12 protein-coding genes and 1 riboswitch are annotated in these 18,020 nt (G+C 49.1%); of the genes, 1 reads left to right on the top strand and 11 read right to left on the bottom strand.

Going from position 1 to position 18,020, the window contains the following annotated elements; all coding sequences use genetic code 11:
• Positions 1-47 precede the first annotated feature (47 nt).
• The 5 genes from DESMER_RS02875 to DESMER_RS02855 form a co-directional block, all read right to left on the bottom strand.
• On the bottom strand, positions 48-1,100 hold the full coding sequence (locus DESMER_RS02875) for an energy-coupling factor ABC transporter permease (RefSeq protein WP_014901560.1): 1,053 nt from the start codon (positions 1,098-1,100) through the stop codon (positions 48-50).
• 1,104 nt (positions 1,101-2,204) lie between these two features.
• Positions 2,205-2,957, bottom strand: coding sequence for an ABC transporter ATP-binding protein (locus tag DESMER_RS02870; protein WP_014901559.1), 753 nt, complete (start codon positions 2,955-2,957; stop codon positions 2,205-2,207).
• The gene (locus DESMER_RS02865; protein WP_014901558.1) at positions 2,954-4,036 is read right to left on the bottom strand and encodes a FecCD family ABC transporter permease; all 1,083 of its coding nucleotides are present in this window, start codon (positions 4,034-4,036) and stop codon (positions 2,954-2,956) included. The genes DESMER_RS02870 and DESMER_RS02865 overlap by 4 nt, the downstream gene beginning before the upstream one ends.
• 26 nt (positions 4,037-4,062) lie before the next feature.
• Entirely contained in the window at positions 4,063-5,187 is a 1,125-nt protein-coding gene (locus DESMER_RS02860) for an iron ABC transporter substrate-binding protein (RefSeq protein ID WP_014901557.1), read from the bottom strand.
• Between the two features lie 182 nt (positions 5,188-5,369).
• A complete protein-coding gene (locus DESMER_RS02855; protein ID WP_014901556.1) occupies positions 5,370-5,552 on the bottom strand; it encodes a hypothetical protein in 183 nt (60 codons plus the stop codon).
• A gap of 282 nt (positions 5,553-5,834) precedes the next feature.
• On the opposite strand from DESMER_RS02855, the gene DESMER_RS02850 reads away from it, so the two are divergent.
• Complete coding sequence (locus DESMER_RS02850; RefSeq protein ID WP_014901555.1) at positions 5,835-6,650, top strand: sugar phosphate isomerase/epimerase family protein; 816 nt, start codon at positions 5,835-5,837, stop codon at positions 6,648-6,650.
• A 45-nt stretch (positions 6,651-6,695) separates the two neighbouring features.
• Here the strand turns inward: DESMER_RS02850 and DESMER_RS02845 are convergent, their stop codons facing one another.
• From DESMER_RS02845 to DESMER_RS02820, 6 genes are all read right to left on the bottom strand, one after another.
• Positions 6,696-7,115, bottom strand: coding sequence for a hypothetical protein (locus DESMER_RS02845; RefSeq protein WP_014901554.1), 420 nt, complete (start codon positions 7,113-7,115; stop codon positions 6,696-6,698).
• Between the two features lie 193 nt (positions 7,116-7,308).
• Positions 7,309-7,489, bottom strand: a riboswitch (cobalamin riboswitch).
• Between the two features lie 215 nt (positions 7,490-7,704).
• Positions 7,705-8,430, bottom strand: a complete 726-nt coding sequence (locus tag DESMER_RS02840; RefSeq protein WP_014901553.1) for an ECF transporter S component — start codon at positions 8,428-8,430, stop codon at positions 7,705-7,707.
• A gap of 74 nt (positions 8,431-8,504) precedes the next feature.
• Positions 8,505-9,341 carry a DUF4430 domain-containing protein gene (locus tag DESMER_RS02835; protein WP_242831039.1) on the bottom strand — a complete coding sequence of 279 codons (837 nt, stop codon included), beginning with the start codon at positions 9,339-9,341 and terminating at the stop codon, positions 8,505-8,507.
• 84 nt (positions 9,342-9,425) lie between these two features.
• On the bottom strand, positions 9,426-11,438 hold the full coding sequence (locus tag DESMER_RS02830; RefSeq protein WP_014901551.1) for a cell wall-binding repeat-containing protein: 2,013 nt from the start codon (positions 11,436-11,438) through the stop codon (positions 9,426-9,428).
• A gap of 80 nt (positions 11,439-11,518) precedes the next feature.
• Positions 11,519-14,731: a cell wall-binding repeat-containing protein gene (locus tag DESMER_RS02825; RefSeq protein WP_014901550.1), complete on the bottom strand. Its 3,213-nt coding sequence runs from the start codon at positions 14,729-14,731 to the stop codon at positions 11,519-11,521.
• On the bottom strand, positions 14,706-18,020 hold the full coding sequence (locus tag DESMER_RS02820; RefSeq protein WP_014901549.1) for an outer membrane protein assembly factor BamB family protein: 3,315 nt from the start codon (positions 18,018-18,020) through the stop codon (positions 14,706-14,708). Before DESMER_RS02820 ends, DESMER_RS02825 begins: the two co-directional genes overlap by 26 nt.

Raw genomic sequence — 18,020 nt, 5'->3', positions numbered from 1 at the left:
TTCTCTACGTAGGTGTGCCTTAACTTGCTTAAGTGTTGAGGAGACTTTTATGAGTTTATTCTATACCTTCTACGTTTCATTAAACTAATGCCTCCACCAATAAGAGCAGCTAAAATCAAGGTCAGACTTCCGCCTACTAAGCCGGAAGTGCTGGTTCCTCCGCTAACAGCAGGCCAAGCTTCTTCCCCTTCTCCCCCACTTGGTTCAGGCTCATCTTCACTAGCCTTAAAAGAATAATCCGGCAGAAATGCTGTTTTAGACTGTAAGTCCGACAATTGCTGATGAAGACCATCGGTTGCTTCCAGCTCGGCTGTTCCCGCTGTCTTAATCATAGCCCATTCTAGACCATCCGGGTTAGAAGAAGCGAACCAGGATAATCCTGCTCCTGTAACCACAGCAGCCGCTACCAAACCAGCAACAACCTTTTTAATAGAGATATTCCCGATAGCTTCTCCTGAGGAAGCCTTTTCAATAATTTCCGGCCGGGCGTTCCAAATATAGGTTACGATAGCCGCCGTGACAAGACCCTCTACCACACCAATTGCCAAATGAATTGGCTGCATTAATAAAACAAAGGTTCCAAAAGGCAGCTCAGTTTTTCCCGAAAAGAGGGTTTCTAAAACAACTCCGAAGGCCCCCAACTGCAGACCGATAACTGCCGTTAGAACCGAGGCCAAAAATATGCGCGTTGTGGAATACTCCTTTTTCATTAAGACTTTATAAATTAGAGGGTAAGCTATAAAACATGAGAAAAAGCCCATATTGAACACATTACACCCATAGGCCAGCAAGCCTCCATCGGCAAAAAACAAGGCTTGTATGGCCAGCACCGAGGCTATAGTCAGAAAACCGGCATAAGGTCCTAATAAGATTGCTAGAATAAGTCCTCCTCCAATATGACCGCTGGAGCCGGTTGCCGGGATGGTGAAATTAATCATCTGAGAAGCAAAAATAAAAGCTCCCATGACCCCCATTAAAGGAATCTTTTTTTCGTCCATCTCGGTTTGTACTTTCTTAATGGAATAGGCGGCAACTCCTGCAGTTGCTGCCCACATGGCTCCACCCACAACCGGTGAAATCAAAGCATCTGCCATATGCATAATATCCCCTCCAATTATTCTAAATCATATCATATTCTTTGTCCGTCGAGTAAATATTTTTAAATAGTTTAATATTTTGAGATAATTTTCGCTCTCACCCTCCCTCAAATAAACAAAAAAACCACAAAGTTGACCCTAATGAGTCAAACCTCCATGGTTTCTGCAAACACCTTCATGGTCTTGCTTAGCAATATAAGTTTTACTGACTATTCTACAATCCTGCTTAATTCTCCTGCCAAGATACTCGAGATTTTAGAAATTAAATTCTACGCTGATTTTCTGAACCAGAATAGGCCGACCTATTGGCCTAGGCTAAAGAATATCTCTCTTCGATTATTATTTATAGAAGTAAACTTCATTATAATACCGGAATCCTGCTTGTTGCTGACGTTTTTATGAGACTCAATAAACTGCTTAATCAATTTTTTCCAACTATCACCCCTCTGTCAGAATCCCAGTTAGGCTTTCTGTTAAACAAAAAAACCACAGAGTCGACTTTCTCAAGTCAAACCTCCATGGTTTCCAGACCTTCATGGATTTGGCAGGATCTTTATGATCCGTCATATTATCTATATTTTGGATGGTTTTGTTTATAATGTATAATTGTCAATATAATTTTTTTCTTTACAATTTGCTGCTTATTATAAAATTCAAAAATTTCTTTTCTTTCTAGAAGGAATAATCCTATTTATGTAGAATATAATGACTATAGTTATAAATCCTAAATGTAATGACCATGGAGGTCTTGACTAGACGCTAAGTCTGGTTATATCTTCCAGGGTTTTTTTCATTTACAAGGAGGTGTCTAATAGATACTAACTAATTTAAGATGACCTTAAGTCTACCTTCCATAATTTTTCTGCCTGCATCTTACGTGCATATATATCCACCTGCAAAGCTTAAAAAGTTCCTCTTCATCGGGAATATCGCTATTCAGACTTAAGAATATTTTGATCTGACCGTCACAATGTTACTGGGTCTGACGGAACTGAAACCCTCCTTTTTAATATAAAAGTTGACTCCTTATTTTTGAGGAGTCAACCTTTTTATCTTTGCAGCTCGAAATTTTTCTTTATAACTTCAGAAGACGATCTGATATGTACCTTAAGTTGGAATCACGACCATCTGATTCTGTACCCGCTCCACACTTACCGGAACTCCATAAGCCTGAGAGATATTTGCTGCCGTCATCACTTCCGGGCCTCCGGCGGCAAAGACCTGGGTGTTCTGCAATAACAGAAACTTATCTGAGAAGCGTAAAGCCAGATTTAAATCGTGCATTACAGCAACTACCGCAATATTTTTTTCCTTAGCGGCAGTTTGAATGGTTCTCAACACTTCGATTTGATTCCTTAAATCCAAGTTGCTGGTAGGCTCATCTAATAACAGTACCTCAGGTTCTTGAGCCAAGGCCCTGGCAATAATCACCTTCTGCAGTTCCCCTCCGCTCAGTTCATCTAAGTAGCGAAGAGCATACTCTTCCAGTCCGGTTTTGGCCAATACCCCTTGGACCAAAGCCAAATCTGAGGCTGCGGCCTCCCACTTTATATGAGGCTTGCGGCCTAATAAGACTGCATCAAAGACAGTTTGCCGATTGCTCTCGTAGTGCTGGGAGACGTAGGCCATCTTTAGCGCTATAGCCAAGCGACTCAGCTTAGACACCTCTTGGTTGTCCAATAAGATACTGCCTTTTTGGGGCAGTAAAATTCTGTTCAAAGTCTTGAGCAGGGTGGATTTGCCTGCACCATTGTTCCCTAAAATGGAGAGAAACTCCCCTTTTTGCACAGAAAAGCCCACCTTATCCAGGATTATGCGGGAGCTGTAGCTAAATTCTACCCCGTTAACAGCTAAGATCATCGCAGTTTAGCCCCCCTCACCAGCAGATAAAGGAAAAGGGGTGCGCCGAGAAAAGAAGTTACTGCCCCTACAGGCAAAACCACAGGGGCGATGATCCTTCTGGCCAAAGTATCTGCTGCCAGCAGCAACAAGGCCCCCATAATTCCAGAGGCCGGTATCAGAAAGCGATTATCTCCGCCAATCAAGCGCTTCACCAGGTGGGGAGCCACGAGACCTATGAAGGCGATAATTCCTAAAAAGGACACGACGGTAGCTGTAATCAAAGAGGCAAAGAACATCCCCCACTGTCTCGTTTTCTCTACGTTGACGCCTAGACCCTTGGCAGTCTCTGCCCCACTGTCCAAGGCATTGTAATTCCAGCGGTTAAAGAGGAAAAAGATTAAGGATCCGCAGACCACACAGGTCATAATCCCTAACTCTCCCCAGGCGGCCCGCCCGATATCCCCGAAGGTCCAAAAAACCACCGCGGCCACATTGACATCATTAGTAAAATACTGCAGGAGCATGGTGGCCGCCGAAAAAAGAGATCCCAGGGCAACTCCGGCCAAGACCATTGATTCTGGTGACACTCCCTTATATTGAGCCAAAAACAGAATAATCAATGTCGTGAGCATTGCTGCTATAAAGGCAGAAATCGTGACAATATAGGGGTTATTTATGAGCAGGGCTCCACCGCCGGTACTTGGAGTACTGCCTGCTCCCAGACCTATGATGGCCAGAGCCGCCCCAAAGGCTGCGCCTTGTGCAATGCCCAGAGTACTGGGAGATGCTAAGGGATTTCTGAGGATTGTTTGCATCACAGAACCAGCAGTTGCCAAACCTATGCCGGCGACCATGGCTGACAGCACACGAGGCAGGCGGATTGACCAGATAATAATTTGAGACTGCCCCTCTGTTTGACCGAGTAAGGTTAATAAGACTTGCCAGGGGGAGAGCTCTGCTGAGCCGGCGCTGATGGCATAGAGAGCGAGGACTCCTGTCATAGCCGCCAGACTCAAGAAGATTAATTTTTTCTTCCAAGTATAGTTCAAATAATGGTTTGTAGTCCCGCTATCCAGTACACTTTCATTATGAACCAACTCTAATCACCTCTAAGTTACTCTAATCACTTTCCCAGTTCCAGCTTTTTAAATCCGCCTAAATCTTTGGCCATTTCTGCATACAGGGGCTTGCCCAGCAGGAACTGATAAATTTCATCACTTTTCTTAATCGGATCGATGTCTTTAAACTGTTCCGGAAAGATTACTTTTCCTGCGTAATAGGCGTCGGCAAATGCCGTGTCGATATTAGGGTTATAGTTGTTAAAGGGAATCAAATTATATACCCGGTCATTTTTCATGGCCTGCAAGGACTGGTAGAAAGCAGGGTTTTTCTGATAGTCTTCTGTAACCAGGGCATACCCCCCGGCATCAAGAAACAGAAAATCCGGATTCCAGCTGATGAGTTTTTCCTTATCGATCATAACGGTTCCGTTTTTGCCTGTTTCATCAGCAACATTTTTTGCCCCAATGTACTTAAATGGCGGGTATTGTGCTTGAGTGCTTTCAATCCCACGTGCTCCTTTCATGCTCACAGCACCTACATAAACTTTTGCTCTGTCCCCTTCGGCAAGACCTTTCGTCCGTTCTCCCAAATCATTTTCATTTTGTTTAAGATAAGCAACCACCTCTTGGGCCCGCTTCTCCCGGCCTATGATCGAACCGATTAAATTAAGAGAACGATATAGATTATCACCAAAGGTCGCTAAGTCCCCATAGCTTAAAGCGACTACGGGAATACCTGTTTTGGCTTGCAATTGATCAGCCTTTTCTTTATCGACAAGAGTACAGACAAAAATCACGTCCGGCTTGACACTAACCAAACTTTCCTCGTTGGGTGCAGTATCCGGTCCTCCCTGACCAATACTGGGCAGCTTCTTTAAGTCAGGATAAGCCATCATGTAGGATCTTCCCGGGTTTGATTTCTTCTCAACCTCTTCGATCCCAACCATCATGGCTGCTCCTTCGATATAAGTCACTAACCGTAATGCCCCCGGCCCGATGGCCACGACCCTTTGCGCCGGAACCGAAAACTCAACTTCCCTGCCGACTAGATCCGTAATCTTTTGTTTTTGAACCTGGGCTGTTGTGGGAACTGTGCCCCCTTCCTGCTTACTTTCAGTTCCTCCACATCCCGTTAAAAGTAATAAGGACATCATTAGAAGCAAGAATTGTACCGTCAGTTTTCTCATTAAATGCATCCTCTCCTTTAGTTTCATAAAAAATAAGACCACGAAGCTGACTTCCTAGGGAAGCCAGACCTCCATGGTCTTATTTTAAAAATATTTTGTTTATTGTTTCTACATTAAGCCAAAAATTCCTTTTCATTTTTTGACAAATAAATAATTTTCTTATGAAAATGTCTAAGAACATCTCAGGTAAGTGCTTTGCTTTGTCTGGATAATTCTTCGAGCTCGTCATCAATATCTATAAGCTTAATAAGCCACTGAGAGCGCTGTTCCCTTTCTGATATAAGTTTCCCTAAGATTTCCTCTCGGGCATTCTGTAGTACTTTCCGCCGCTTTTCTATCTCCAGAAGCTTATCTAAGTGACTCATTTATCGCCCTCCTAATGTAATAAAATACTCTTACTGCAAAAAAATAAGACCATAAAGGTGACTTCCTTTGAAGTCAGACCTCCATGGTCATATATTCACAATATTATTAGTTCTATAGAAATCAAGAAATTCCTGCCTTCTCAACAAAGTTGCAAGGATTCCTTAACCTGTTTAGAGAATATTGAAATCTATAACCTATGAAGCACAAGTGGAGATTATTTTCTATACGGGGTCTGGTGACTTGAGTAGTTGAGAGTTACTTTTTTAAAGGGGGGCACTTAGATGACAACTTCCTATCCTCTGGGTATTTTTTCCTGGTTCGGTTACGTACTTCCTTTTCCGGAACGACTTAGATTAATTAAGGAAGCCGGATTTGAGGCTACCTCTATCTGGTGGGAGGATGAGGACATCCCCTGGCCGATGAAGAAGGAGAGCATGCCTGAGTTGGTCAAAGATATGGGGCTTATCTTAGAAAACCTGCATGTACCTTATAATGAATCCAGCGAAATGTGGTCAGAGAACAAATCCCTGCGCTCGGGATTTATCCAAAGACATATCCGCTGGCTGGAGGATTGCGCAGACTACGAAATTCCCATGCTGGTAATGCATTTGACGGAGGGCCAGATCACGCCAAAGCCCAACGATTTTGGTGCCGAAAGCATGTTTGAACTCGTAAGGGTTGCTGAGAACCTGGGGGTGACCATCGCTATCGAAAACACCCGCCGCAATGATAATGTCCCCTATTTGCTTTCTAAAATTCCATCCGGCTCTTTGGGCTTTTGTTTTGATAGCTCTCATTACTTTCTAACGGATAAACCGGACTTCCATCTTCTTAAGAATTTTGGCCGACGACTTGTCACAACTCATCTGTCGGATAATGACGGTCTGGAGGATCGGCATTGGCTGCCTGAAGAGGGTATTATTGATTGGGCCCAAGTAGCCCGGCACTTTCCAACCGCTTATCGGGGATGCTTAACTTTGGAGGCCTATCCGACGGCGGAGGAGCGGGAAAGCCCACCCCAGTTATTTCTTAAAAAAGCTCTGCAAAGATTAAAAACTCTCCACAGTTTATTAGAGCGGGAAAGCTTGCCTAAATAGAGTTGCAGCTACTGATGATTTGATCAGGAAGTAATTGCTTGGCTCCTAAGGTCGCAGCTTTTTCCGGAAATGAACTTTTTCGTGCTTTTGTCTGAGTTGTCTGACCCAATTCCCTTTGTCTTCGTACATTTCTCCCCCCAAAGTCTTAATCATGCGTGTCCCATTCACCGTCTGGGCTTCCGGCACCCCGTAGAAAGAATTGGTTAACTGAGTAAGTATCGTAACCACTCGATTCTTCCTCACGATAAGCACGACTTGGTAACCTTCTCTGGTAGGGTCTGGCGCCAGATAATATTTGATGGATCTTTTCATTTTATTTAATATACAAGCTACCTCATTAGCTTCCTCAAAGGAGACCTCTCGCGCAGTTTGTAGCCACTCCTCCATAAAGCGATTCACCATGAGGGGGTCTAATCCCAGTCTAGAGACAGCTCCTTCTAAGCTATGCACTGTGGCCGTAATCATAGATAATCCTCCTCCCATCGGTATGAATGTCCCCTACTAGAGGTCAAGAAATTTGCGCTTAGAGTAACTTGAAAACCATAAAAAAGCAAAATCCCTCTACAGCTACCTGTAAAGGGATATGGTTACTCCACTAGCCGGATAATGTCACTGATTTTCCGGCGTAAACGGCACCTCCCCTATCTTCCGTAGGTTCCTGTGTAATCTGTAACGAGCAGGTCTCCTGGCTTAAGTTCATTGCAGCCCTATGTCTTCCCGGTTGCCCAGTGACATTGTATAAGGCCGCTCACTACTACAGTGGCGGGACCGCGTCAGCTTAACTGACTTCCCTGTCAATACTTTCTTTATAAAAGTACACTCGTTACATATTTAGTTTTTCGAGAGTATTTGACGAATAGACAAATTTAAGTTTCTAATCCAGAAGTCATCATCGTGTTCTGGGAATGTTTTGGAAATACTGTCCGAATCACGGATTAAATTTTTTCAATATTCCTACATTTCTACGTAGATTCTAAAATTCCTGCTCCCGAAAAAAATCTTGCAAATTTTTTTGTCAGTGGATTGAGTAAGTTCGTTGTTGATTCTTGATTATTCATTGTTCATTATTCATCAAGCCAAACTTGATCTTAATTCGTTCCAGCTTTTTGATCCAAGGCTTCGCCAAGATCACCAGAAAGATCAGGGTCGAAAGAGCGTGGGTAAAGTCAAACCAAAAGCTGGAGATATAGGCTGCTATGATAGCCTGATAGGTAATGGGCTTGATAAAACCGACGATATACCATATATTCATGACCCAGCCAAAGCCAAAGCCAGTGGCAAAACCAAAGACTGCTAAACTCAACCTGCTTTTCAGCCAGCCGGCATTTCTCAGCATACCGGCCACTAAGCCGATCATACCCCAGCAAAACATCTGCCAGGGCGTCCAGGGCCCTTGCCCGAAAAACAAATTGGAGGTAATAGCTGCTACGGCACCGGTTAAAAACCCGGCTTCCGGACCAAAGGTCAGGGCGGTAATGATCACAACAGCTGAGGTAGGTTTAAAATGAGGAATGGGAGCGAAAGCTACCCGGCCCAAAGCCGCAATCCCTGCCATCACAGCAATAACCACCAACTCCCTGGCTTCCGGTCTGCGTCTCTCAAAGCTTAGAAAAAAGGGAGCCATAGCCAAGATGATCAGGATCACGCTTAATAAGCCATAGTTCTTATCCCCCTGCAACGTCGAAAGAATTAAGGCGCAGGGTACTGTAAACATTATGGCCCAGCGGAGTATGTGGATGATTCGACTGCCCTTGTTCTTAGGCTCGACCTGGTTTAACATTGTTTCACATCCTGTCTTTTGCCAGCACCAGACTCTTCCTTCTCCAAGGGAGAGTCTGGTTCCGTTGCTCCGTTTTACTCTCCCAGCCAAGTTTGGCCTAAGTCTTTGCCTAAATCACAGGTATAGTTCCACTCAATTATATCCCCCGGTTTGAGCTTATATTCTCCGCAGCCATAATTAGGATATACTTTGTTGACACAATACATCCAGCCGCTCAGGGGCCCTCCGTCAAACTCATACAAATTATTGATTCCTTGGATATAGGGGGTTCCTTTCGACCCTTCATACTCCATGTGAATCTTATGTTGGCGTACTACCTGCTTCAAAACATCAAATACTACTTCCCCTTCTTTGAACTCCACCACAGTGGGGGCCAGAATAATCCCATCAGCAGGCACAACCTCCTGATATTTTTTATCCTGATGAAGTCCCTTATCAACGGCAGTTTGGCAATTAATTGAGAAGGTTACTATGTTTTTGGGGTTGGGATTGAGGTTAGGATCGGGACTAGGAGGGATAGGATTCACGTTTAAATCAGGGGCCGCCGGAGCAGGAGCCGGAACAGCAGCTAATCCATTTGTACCTGAACTTGAGCCGTTGGGGCTGGTTGAGCTGATAGCTATTGTTGGCTTACTTTCCTGATTAGTTGTGTCGGGCTGCGGTGGCTGACTCTGGGAAGGGCTGGCCCCCTGTGAATTCTGAGCATTCTCAGGAACTTGGCTGCTAGGTTCTTGTTGATCTGCGTTTTCCTCGCTAGGTTTAAGTTCACCTGTCTCTCGGCCTGAATCTGCAACCCCTGCAGTGTTCGCCCCTGCCGGCAGATCCCCAGTGGGTGTCTTAGCTCCACATCCGGTTAATAAAAGAGACATGAGTATAACCAGGATAAGTACAACTGACTTAGGTTTTCTCACATTTACTCCCTCCTTTTGTACGATAAAGCTAATTCCTGCGAAGGACATTGTCTTCGGGCTCGCTTACCAAATTTGCTAAAGCTATCATGGTGTGCCGCTTGGCAGTATCTGTTTCAAAGTCTGCAGGGTATTATCTGATACAACGGCTGCACCGCCTAAAACATAGGTCTCCTTGATGAGATTGTCAGCACTTCGAAGAAGCTGTTCCTGCCCATCTGTCAGACCATCCTCGCCGGAGGATGCACCTGCAGTCAGCAGAATCCAGGCATTAGACTGACCGGCTACAGCTGCCCCGGCCAAGGCATCGGCAAAACCCCCTCCGGTAGCCACAAAGAGTTTTGTGGGGTTAGGCTGAAGCTGACTGAGCACGGCTGCATTTGTATCGTAAAGAGTCTGACCGCTGTAGCGCTTGGGAGCAGGCAGGATCTGCTCTAATTCCTGAGGGAGTACAGCCCTGCCGCCAATCAGCAGGGTTTGCTTAATTCCCAATTCTGCAATAGCTTGCTCAGTGGGTTTGGGGAGTTGGGCTGAGTTATCGGCATAAAGAATGGGTACGCCGTTATAAGCAGCCCAGGCGGAGATGGAGAGGGCATCGGGGAAGCTGTGGACATAATCCCCGCTGACAATCACAGCCTGACCTGAACTTCCCAGGAGTTTGGCAATTTCATAGGCAGTAGCGTAGTGATCTTGGCCGGACACTCTCTGAACTTCGATTCCTGCTTGACTTAAAGCCCCGGACACTTGTTGACTGATGGCCCCCTCTCCCCCCATGATCAGGACTTTCTTGGCTCCCAAGGCTTGGATTTGATTAAAGACTAGCTTAGGCAGTTGATCCGAAGGAGTTAACATGAGGGGGGCCTGGTACTTCTTAGCTAAAGGCACTGCGGGCAGAGCATCCGCCGAGACGTCCCCCCGGGCCAGGATAACGGTTTCTGCTCCTTGGGGAAAGTTCTGTTTAGCAATTTCCACAGCTGTAGCGTAGCAGTCTGCTCCGGCAATGCGCAGGATTCCTGAAACTGAGGGCGAAGAGTCCGACTCTTCGGCAGGCAGGGTCAAGGAAGGGGTTTGCTTTTCAGGATGATAGTTATAGAGGCTGGATTTATTGTCTTGAAATCTTACATAGGCTGCTAAAGCAATCAAGGCTTGTTCGGAAGCCATATTGTTGGTGCTGCCCTCGAGAATATGCTTAAAGCCTCCATCCTCTGCCCGAAATTTCAGCAAATCCTTTAACAGGGTGTTGGAATTCTTAATAAAGCGAGAGTCTGTATTGATGTCGATCCCCATGGCACAAAGAGCGATAATCGTCTGGCAGACACTTTCACTGTTCTTAGCGCCCCAGGATTTAAAGCCTCCGTCTGCTTCCTGAACTTGAGCCAAATAAGCGACGGCCCTGTCCACCACAGCTTTCACTTCAGGCTGCCCTGCCCGATAATAGGGGGCCAGGGCCTGGATGACCATGGCGGTTATATCTACATCCCCCTTGCCCGTTCCATCCAAAGAATATCCGCCATCGGCCAATTGCTTGCTCAAAATAATGCTTAAGAGTTTTTCCCTCGTCCACTTGGCGTTCTCAGGCAGATCATACCCACCGCTGTCCAGGGCGATTAAGGCAAAGATCGGCCCGTTGATACCCTGAGCTTCAATATCAGTAAAGTTGTAGATTTCAGCGATCAAGTCCTGACCGCCATAGTCCCGCGGATTCCCCTGAGCTGCCCCGACGGCCAAGCTGATTCTGGCCAAATCTGTCACCTTGCGCAGAGTAGAACTCCAGTTTTGCTGCAGGTATTTTTCGTTTTCGGCCAGATAAAGATCAAGACCATCTAACCGTTCCAGTCTGGCCAAACCGATTGTCGGCCAATTATAGACAGTGGGTTCGACAATTTCCTGCTCAGCTGCTTTTTCAAAAGTAGCTTTCAGAAAACTTCTTTCCCATTTTTCCAAATCCTTAATTACCGAATCTACGTGGGAACGATTCGCTATTCCTTGATTGCCCGAAGTCTGAGCTTGGGCTTCTGCGATGAGGCCGTTAAGCAACACACTCCAGAGGAGCAGGCAAACCAAAAAAGCTCCCAGTCCTTGTTTTATTGTCTTGTTCATTTTTATATCTCCTTTACCTAGTTATGGACCCGGAGCCAGCCCTGCTAAAAAGACTGACTCCAAGGCTTGATTGAACTATTTTAGGGCGAGGGAGTGAGAGCAGAGCGCAGGCTGCTCTCCTGATCCCCTCTGATAATTCCTTCTCCGCCAAAAATAATTATTTCCGGCTGCTCAGCTTGATGCTTCAGCAGGAAGTCCGAGGTGACGCCGGGTATTCCCGTGTCTACTAAGAGAATAGGAGAAAGGGTTCGGGCAGCCAGATTGCCTGCTGCCAGGGCATCCGCAAAGTTTAACCCGGTAGCTACATAGACTTTGCTGGAATTAAGCTCTAATCCTTCAGCAATCTTAGTGGCTGTCTCATAGATATCCCTTCCGCCATAGCGCACAGCCTCTGGCAATTGCTGAACAATTTCTTCCGGTACAACAAAGCTGCCTCCCACAACCAGAGTCCTGGTTACTTTCTGTTCCGTCAGTGCCTGCTGAGTAGCAGCCGGCAGAGCGGTTCGTTCGGTAAAGAGAATGGGGATACCATGATAACCGGCATAACTGGAAACCGCCAGGGCATCGGCATAGCTGGCGGGCCCGCCGTTAGCGATCACAGCCTGGCCTGTGGTTCCCAGAGCTTGGGCAATCAGAGCGGCTGTCTCGTAGAGATCCTTCCCGCCATAGCGAGCTACGTTTTCTGCTCCATAAAGCTGATTAAGCCGGTCTTGGATTCCTTGAGAAATTACGCTGGTGCCTCCAATTAAGATCACTTTTTTCGGCTTTAGCTTCTGGAGCTGTTCAAAGGTGGCAGGAGTTAGCTCCGTAGCCTCGGTGAGTAAAATCGGGGCCTGGTTTTTATAGGCTAAAGGTACCGCTGCCAGGACATCCGAATAGGCGAAAGCATTGGCCAGCAGCACCTGATCCGCTCCGGCTTTCCAACCGTAAGCAGCTGCCAGATTGGCGGTATCAAAGCGCTCTTGTCCGGCAATCCGCCGCGGAGCAGGAGCCGTGTCCGCCATGACTGCATAGGTGGAAAAATGATAGATGGTCAAGGAAAGGGTCTTAGCAAGGGGATCGTATACACCGCCCTGTTTGGCCCAATCCCCCTTAGCTGAATTCCACCAGTAAATGGCCAGCTGACGGGTGGATACTCCTTCAGGCAAATCTTCAGAGCTGATGGGGAAGGTTAAGGTCACCGGTGCAGCAAACTCAACGCCTTCCTGACCCTGACCCACCAGACCAAATTGACGCTGGTATTTGATAGGATCAAGCACCAGCGCTCCCAGCTCAGCCCGGGGAGGAACTGTCACCTGTCCTACCTCCACGGAAAACTGAACGGGACTACTTTGCTGCCGGAGAGCACCCGGGGGTATGGTCAGCTGCACCCCATCCTTAGCTTTTAAAATTGTCGGCTCAGTATTCTCCGGATTGACTGCCGGTGTGTCTTCAGGCAGCCTGGCCCCTGCCAGTTGTTCGGGAGTAACCTTTTCCAGAGCAGCCAGAGCCTTTTGGTTATAGTCCGTATAGTCTGTAACCGGGATAACTTCTTCAATAGGAACCGCAACCTCCGGCCCCTTCACCGTCACCGAGGCTTTTTCTGTGCGGGCCACAAGGGGAAAGTTATACCCCTTATAAGAAGAACCGGGATCGACTTTGTCGGCATAAACTGTGAAGCTGCCTGCTTTATTCATCGTAATCTCTGCCTTGCCGTTGCCATCCGTAGTATAGGTCTGAGATCCCACGTGAACCGTTGCTCCGCTTACGGCCTTCCGGGTGCTGGAATTCCCCCCGTCAACGCCCTCGTTGCTTTTGGCGGTAACTTCCACCTCCAGGGTGTCTCCGGTGTTTAAGGAGGTCGAGCTTAGATCGAGATAGCCGAAGGAACTCTTAGTATCCCCATAGAACCATTCCACCGTATCCCCATCGTCAATCTCCCAGACTCCGACCCCTTGATTAATCAAACGATCATTGACCCGAACCAGCCAGCCGCAGGTAGGGTGCTGGCCTCGAAAATCGAATTCCTCTTCTCCTGCCATGCGGGCTACATAATTGTCGTTGGAAGTAACCTTATTGTCTCGGATATTTTTCTTATTCCAAGCTACTATGGTAGCCATTAAGACCGTGGGATAGCTAAACGAGTATTTTTTTCCATCGGGATCAGTGATTTCGTACTTCCCGCTTGTCTTATTCTTGTAATCTTCGGGCTTAAAGCTGATACTACTGTCAAACACGGTTCCCCGGTAGCCTTCAATCCGCATCCTAACCTGACAGGTGTCCACATCTTCTACCGGCGGCGTCACTGGCCCATCTTTGGAAACCACGACCACCAGCGGAACCGGGCGAATCAGATTGCCGTCCGTCTGCGCCGTAATTTCATAGGTGCCTTCTTTATCGGCCCGGAAGCTGACCTGCCCATTCCCATCCGTATATTGAGAGCCTTGGGTGCTGCCGGCAAAGCTGATCTTCTGATCCTCAGCGGTCAGATACCGACCGTTTGTGTATTTCTCCAAAGTCACACTGATCTCTGTGCCTACTTTTACCGAATCCTCTCCCTCCAGGCTGAGCCGGGTAAGGGTTGGGTCCCAAAGCTGGCCGCTGACCATGACAATTTGATCATTTTGCTTCAGGGGAGTGGTGGGAAGAGCCATCCCGCCTGTTCCGTTAACCAGCCACTGCCAGTCTTTCTCCTGATCCTTGCCGATCCAATTGATCATACCGTTAACCACTTCATAAGGAACGGAATTGTCATCCAGGGCCTTTCTGACTGCTGTCAGAAGGGTTGTTTCCCTATCGTAAATTTCCACGTTTTTGGGGGCTAAAAGAGTCTCCTTCAAGCCTTCCACCCGGACGCTTACCGCAGCCTGACGGGCATCATTGACCTTCAGACTTTCTTGGCGGTAAATGCCGTTGCTGGTGACGTTGACTTGATAATCACCGGAGTCCATGTCCACAAGAAACTGGTACAGTCCGTTGGCATCGGAGAGGGTTTGATCTAAATAACACCTATCTCCGTCCAAGCTGCGGGTAATCACCAGACTTACCTGAGTCTCAGGGGTGGTTTTACCGTTGACCGTAACCTGCCTGCCCTCGGCATAGACCGACAAGGTTAAGTTCTCCTGATAGGCGACCAGCCGGTTAAACCCTTCCGGCACGGAACCGCCGCTCTGAGCTAAAGCCCCTGCCGGGCAAAGCATGACAAAGGTCATCAGCAGAACCAGAATTCTAAGAAATCCCTTTGATAATCGCACTGCTTTTCCTCCTTGCACTACTTGCTGCCCGGATTTACCGGGAAATAATGATAGGTTCACAGAGAGGTTTCCCCTCCCAGCCGCTCCAAATCATTACTTTGCCCTCATACTCCTTGTCATCCCCGGGCCAGACAAATCCGCCGCTGAGACTGTAAACTTCACCGGGAGCGAGAGTTTTCTCCAGATAGGACTGCCGGACTATGCTCTTGACCTGGGAACCGGCGGCAGCGTCCTCAGCCTGGTCCTTCTGATAGAGAACAATATGCACTAAAACACTGAGGGTCTTTCCGGAAAGATTGCTGACCTGAGTGGCCAGTTCCTTGCCGCTGACTCCGATGAGCGGCTCCTCGGGAGCCGTGGGCGAAGTATACTCAATACGCCGGCCGACAACATTAACCTGAGCCTGAGCCTTGATATTGGGATTGCTCTTCAGCTGTCCCAGGATATCCACGGTTCCGGGCTGCAAACCTGTGAGCAGACCTTCCTCCGTAATCCCAACCAAGCCTGAGTCGCCTAAAACACTCCAGGTTACCAGGGATGCTCCCGCCTCGTCCTGACCCACTGTCTGTCCGGCCTGGTTCGTGGCCTTTAACTGGATGGTTCTGCCCACGGGGATCTCCGCCCCGGCGGGAGTGATTTCCAAAGAGGTGATTTCCTCGGGAGCCGGAGGGACTGCCGTGATTTTGTAATAAATATCCGAACGGCCGTTATCCATAAAGTCGGCAATGGCGGCCAAGGCTTCCACCGCCTGAGGGGTAGCCATATAAGCGTCAATAGTATCCACATGCTTAAAGACCCCGGAGGCCATCTGATAACTTAATAAGGCGGTTACCGCGTTGCCCTTGCTCTTGGTAAAAGCCGGGCCCTGAGGGTCAATTCCCCAGGCCGTGATTCCCATAATAGCCTGAGCCGCGGATTCACAGTTAACGGAACCCCAGGAGCCGAATTTGCCGTCGCTGAGCTGGTTCTCACTCAGCCAGCCGATAGCCTCTTCCCCCGCCGCCTTCACCGCCGGCATATCCCGGTAAGGGGCCAAAGCGTAAAGAGCCATGCCCGTCATATCCACCTCGGGCAGCCCGCCGCTGTAAGACCAGCCTTCCTGTACCCGGTGATCGAGAATATGCTGAATTAAAGCTTCCCGGTTGTTTTTGGCCTGGGAGGGCACAATCGCTCCCGCCCCGTCCAGGGCAATCAGGGCCCAGATGCCCGCATTAATCCCCTGGCTGAGGCTGGGATAGTCCATGATTTTCTGAAGAAGGTTTTCCCCCACAAAATCATAGGGATCGCCGCCGGCTGAGAGGACCCCCAGGGAAACCCGGGCGTAATCCGTCAGCTGGCTGCCGACGCCGCTTTCATTGACCTTTACTGTCAGCTGAGACAAATATCCATCCCGGTCAGCGGCGGACAGCCACTCCGGCCCGCAGGCGTTAAGCCCGAAGACATCCCAGTCCGACAAGGCTTCTCCTCTCCGGGAATTGGCATTGACATAGCCGGCGGTCAGGGCGATCGCCCTTTCAATTCCGCTTCTGTCCACAGGGGTTACCTGGTAAGCCTTGACCTCTAGATTGAGCGTCGCCTGCAATTGGGGATGGGCTGCCACCCGGGCATTGATTAAGACCGTCCCTTCCTGCTGACCGGCGGTAACCAAGCCCTGGCTGTCAATCGCCGCCAAGGGGGAACTGCTTTTCCACTCGATGCTTTCCCCCTGCACTACTTCACCCTCAGAGCTCAGGATCTGAGCCTGGAGAGGCAGACTCTGGCCGGTTAAGACAACGGGCTGGGCAGGGGTCAGACTAAGGCTGAAGCCCGACTCCGCCGGCACCACCCGGACCTGGATTTCCGCCTGCAGGCGGTTATTCTCCGGGTCATTGTCCTGATGCCGGACAGTGACGGTGGCCTCCCCCGCTCCTTTTGCCTTTAACAGCCCTTCCTCCGCCCCGACGACGGCAGGATCACTGCTGGTCCAGCTGAGACTGCTTAAGGACAGCCGCCGGTCATAGGTGTCCAGGAGATAGACGGGGATCTGATAGCTGCCCCCGGGAAACAAGAGGCACTGGGGGGCTTCTGTTTCCAGCCGCCAGGGGACGGGGGTAAACTCAGGGTCCGTGAAGCGGGCCAGAAAGCTCCCGCCCCCTACCAGAGCATAGAGCTCCCCCTGAGGTCCGGGGCCGGCCACTGCGCTGAGGTAGATATCCCCTTGGGCAGGCTGGGATTTCCACTTCAGCCGGGCACTCCCGCCCTCATCCGCAAAAGCGTAGATCTTGTCGTAAACCGGCACATAGAGGGTGCCGTCCGGCCCAATGGCCGGAGCGGACCTGAAGTCTACATGAGTGGCAACCGGCATGGTTTCCGGGGCCTGATAGCTCCATTTGAGATCGCCCCTTGCCGACCCGAGGGCATAGACCTCGTTGCGGGCGGTCCGGTAATACACCGTCCCCTGGTAATAAGCCGGGGAACTGACCACCGTGTCGATATCCCGGTACCACTTAACAGCGCCCTCCGAACTAAAGGCCCAGAGTCTGTTCTGAGTCAGAACCTTTCCCAAAGCGCTTTTAGTGTTATTTAAGGATATAAAGTAGACGCTTCCCTCTTCATCCACGGCCATCCGCTTTTCAGGAGAGTTCCGCTCGTTGGTTTTTCCCACATAGATGGGGTAATCCCCCCGGCCTTCGATATCCGGCAGGTCATTGAGAACCTTCACCCACAGCCGGGTGCCGTCGGGTTTTACGGCATTGAGAGCCGAGGTGCCGGCTACATAGATCACCCCATCTTTAGGGGAAACCACCGGCGTATTCAGTCCCCGGGAGATGGAAGCCATCCAGGCCCGGCTGCCGTCGGCCGTGTTCAGGGCATAGAGACTCCTGTCAGAGACCACATAGAGGGTGTCGCCGGCGGCGGATAAGGCGGGAGACGTTCCCGGGGCCACTGTCTCCTGTCCCTCCATGGCCGCAGTCCAGAGGACCTGGCCTGCCGAGTTAATGGCATAGACCCGGCCGTCCCCCGAAGCCATATAGCAGATCCCCTGCCCGTCAATGACCGGACCGACCCCGCCCAGGGCATAATAGGCCCCGGCCTGTCCCAGGTCCGCCTTCCACTTCAGGGTTCGCTCCGGGGTGATGCAATAGATGTAACCCTGGGAATCCACGGTATAGACCTGACCCTGACGGTCCACTGTGGGCAGATCATCATTTCTGTAAGTATCCGCCACATTCTTATAGTAGGAGCGGAGCCAGTCGGGGCTTATATCCCCCTCTGCCGCCAGGGCAGAGGCGGGCAGGACGCTCCACAGGAGGGTAAGAACCATAAACCAGGCCAGAACCGCCCGAATTTTTTTCATTTGTATCACCAT

The sequence above is a fragment of the Desulfosporosinus meridiei DSM 13257 genome, assembly GCF_000231385.2.
In the GTDB taxonomy this organism is placed as follows: Bacteria; Bacillota; Desulfitobacteriia; order Desulfitobacteriales; family Desulfitobacteriaceae; genus Desulfosporosinus; species Desulfosporosinus meridiei.
This window is presented reverse-complemented; position numbering and strand designations above follow the sequence as displayed.

Coding starts and splice junctions, on each gene's coding strand:
- DESMER_RS02870 (WP_014901559.1), bottom strand. CDS start 2,957: ATGATCTTAGCTGTTAACGGGGTAGAATTTAGCTACAGCTCCCGCATA.
- DESMER_RS02830 (WP_014901551.1), bottom strand. CDS start 11,438: ATGAACAAGACAATAAAACAAGGACTGGGAGCTTTTTTGGTTTGCCTG.
- DESMER_RS02850 (WP_014901555.1), top strand. CDS start 5,835: ATGACAACTTCCTATCCTCTGGGTATTTTTTCCTGGTTCGGTTACGTA.
- DESMER_RS02855 (WP_014901556.1), bottom strand. CDS start 5,552: ATGAGTCACTTAGATAAGCTTCTGGAGATAGAAAAGCGGCGGAAAGTA.
- DESMER_RS02875 (WP_014901560.1), bottom strand. CDS start 1,100: ATGCATATGGCAGATGCTTTGATTTCACCGGTTGTGGGTGGAGCCATG.
- DESMER_RS02860 (WP_014901557.1), bottom strand. CDS start 5,187: ATGAGAAAACTGACGGTACAATTCTTGCTTCTAATGATGTCCTTATTA.
- DESMER_RS02820 (WP_014901549.1), bottom strand. CDS start 18,020: ATGGTGATACAAATGAAAAAAATTCGGGCGGTTCTGGCCTGGTTTATG.
- DESMER_RS02845 (WP_014901554.1), bottom strand. CDS start 7,115: ATGATTACGGCCACAGTGCATAGCTTAGAAGGAGCTGTCTCTAGACTG.
- DESMER_RS02840 (WP_014901553.1), bottom strand. CDS start 8,430: ATGTTAAACCAGGTCGAGCCTAAGAACAAGGGCAGTCGAATCATCCAC.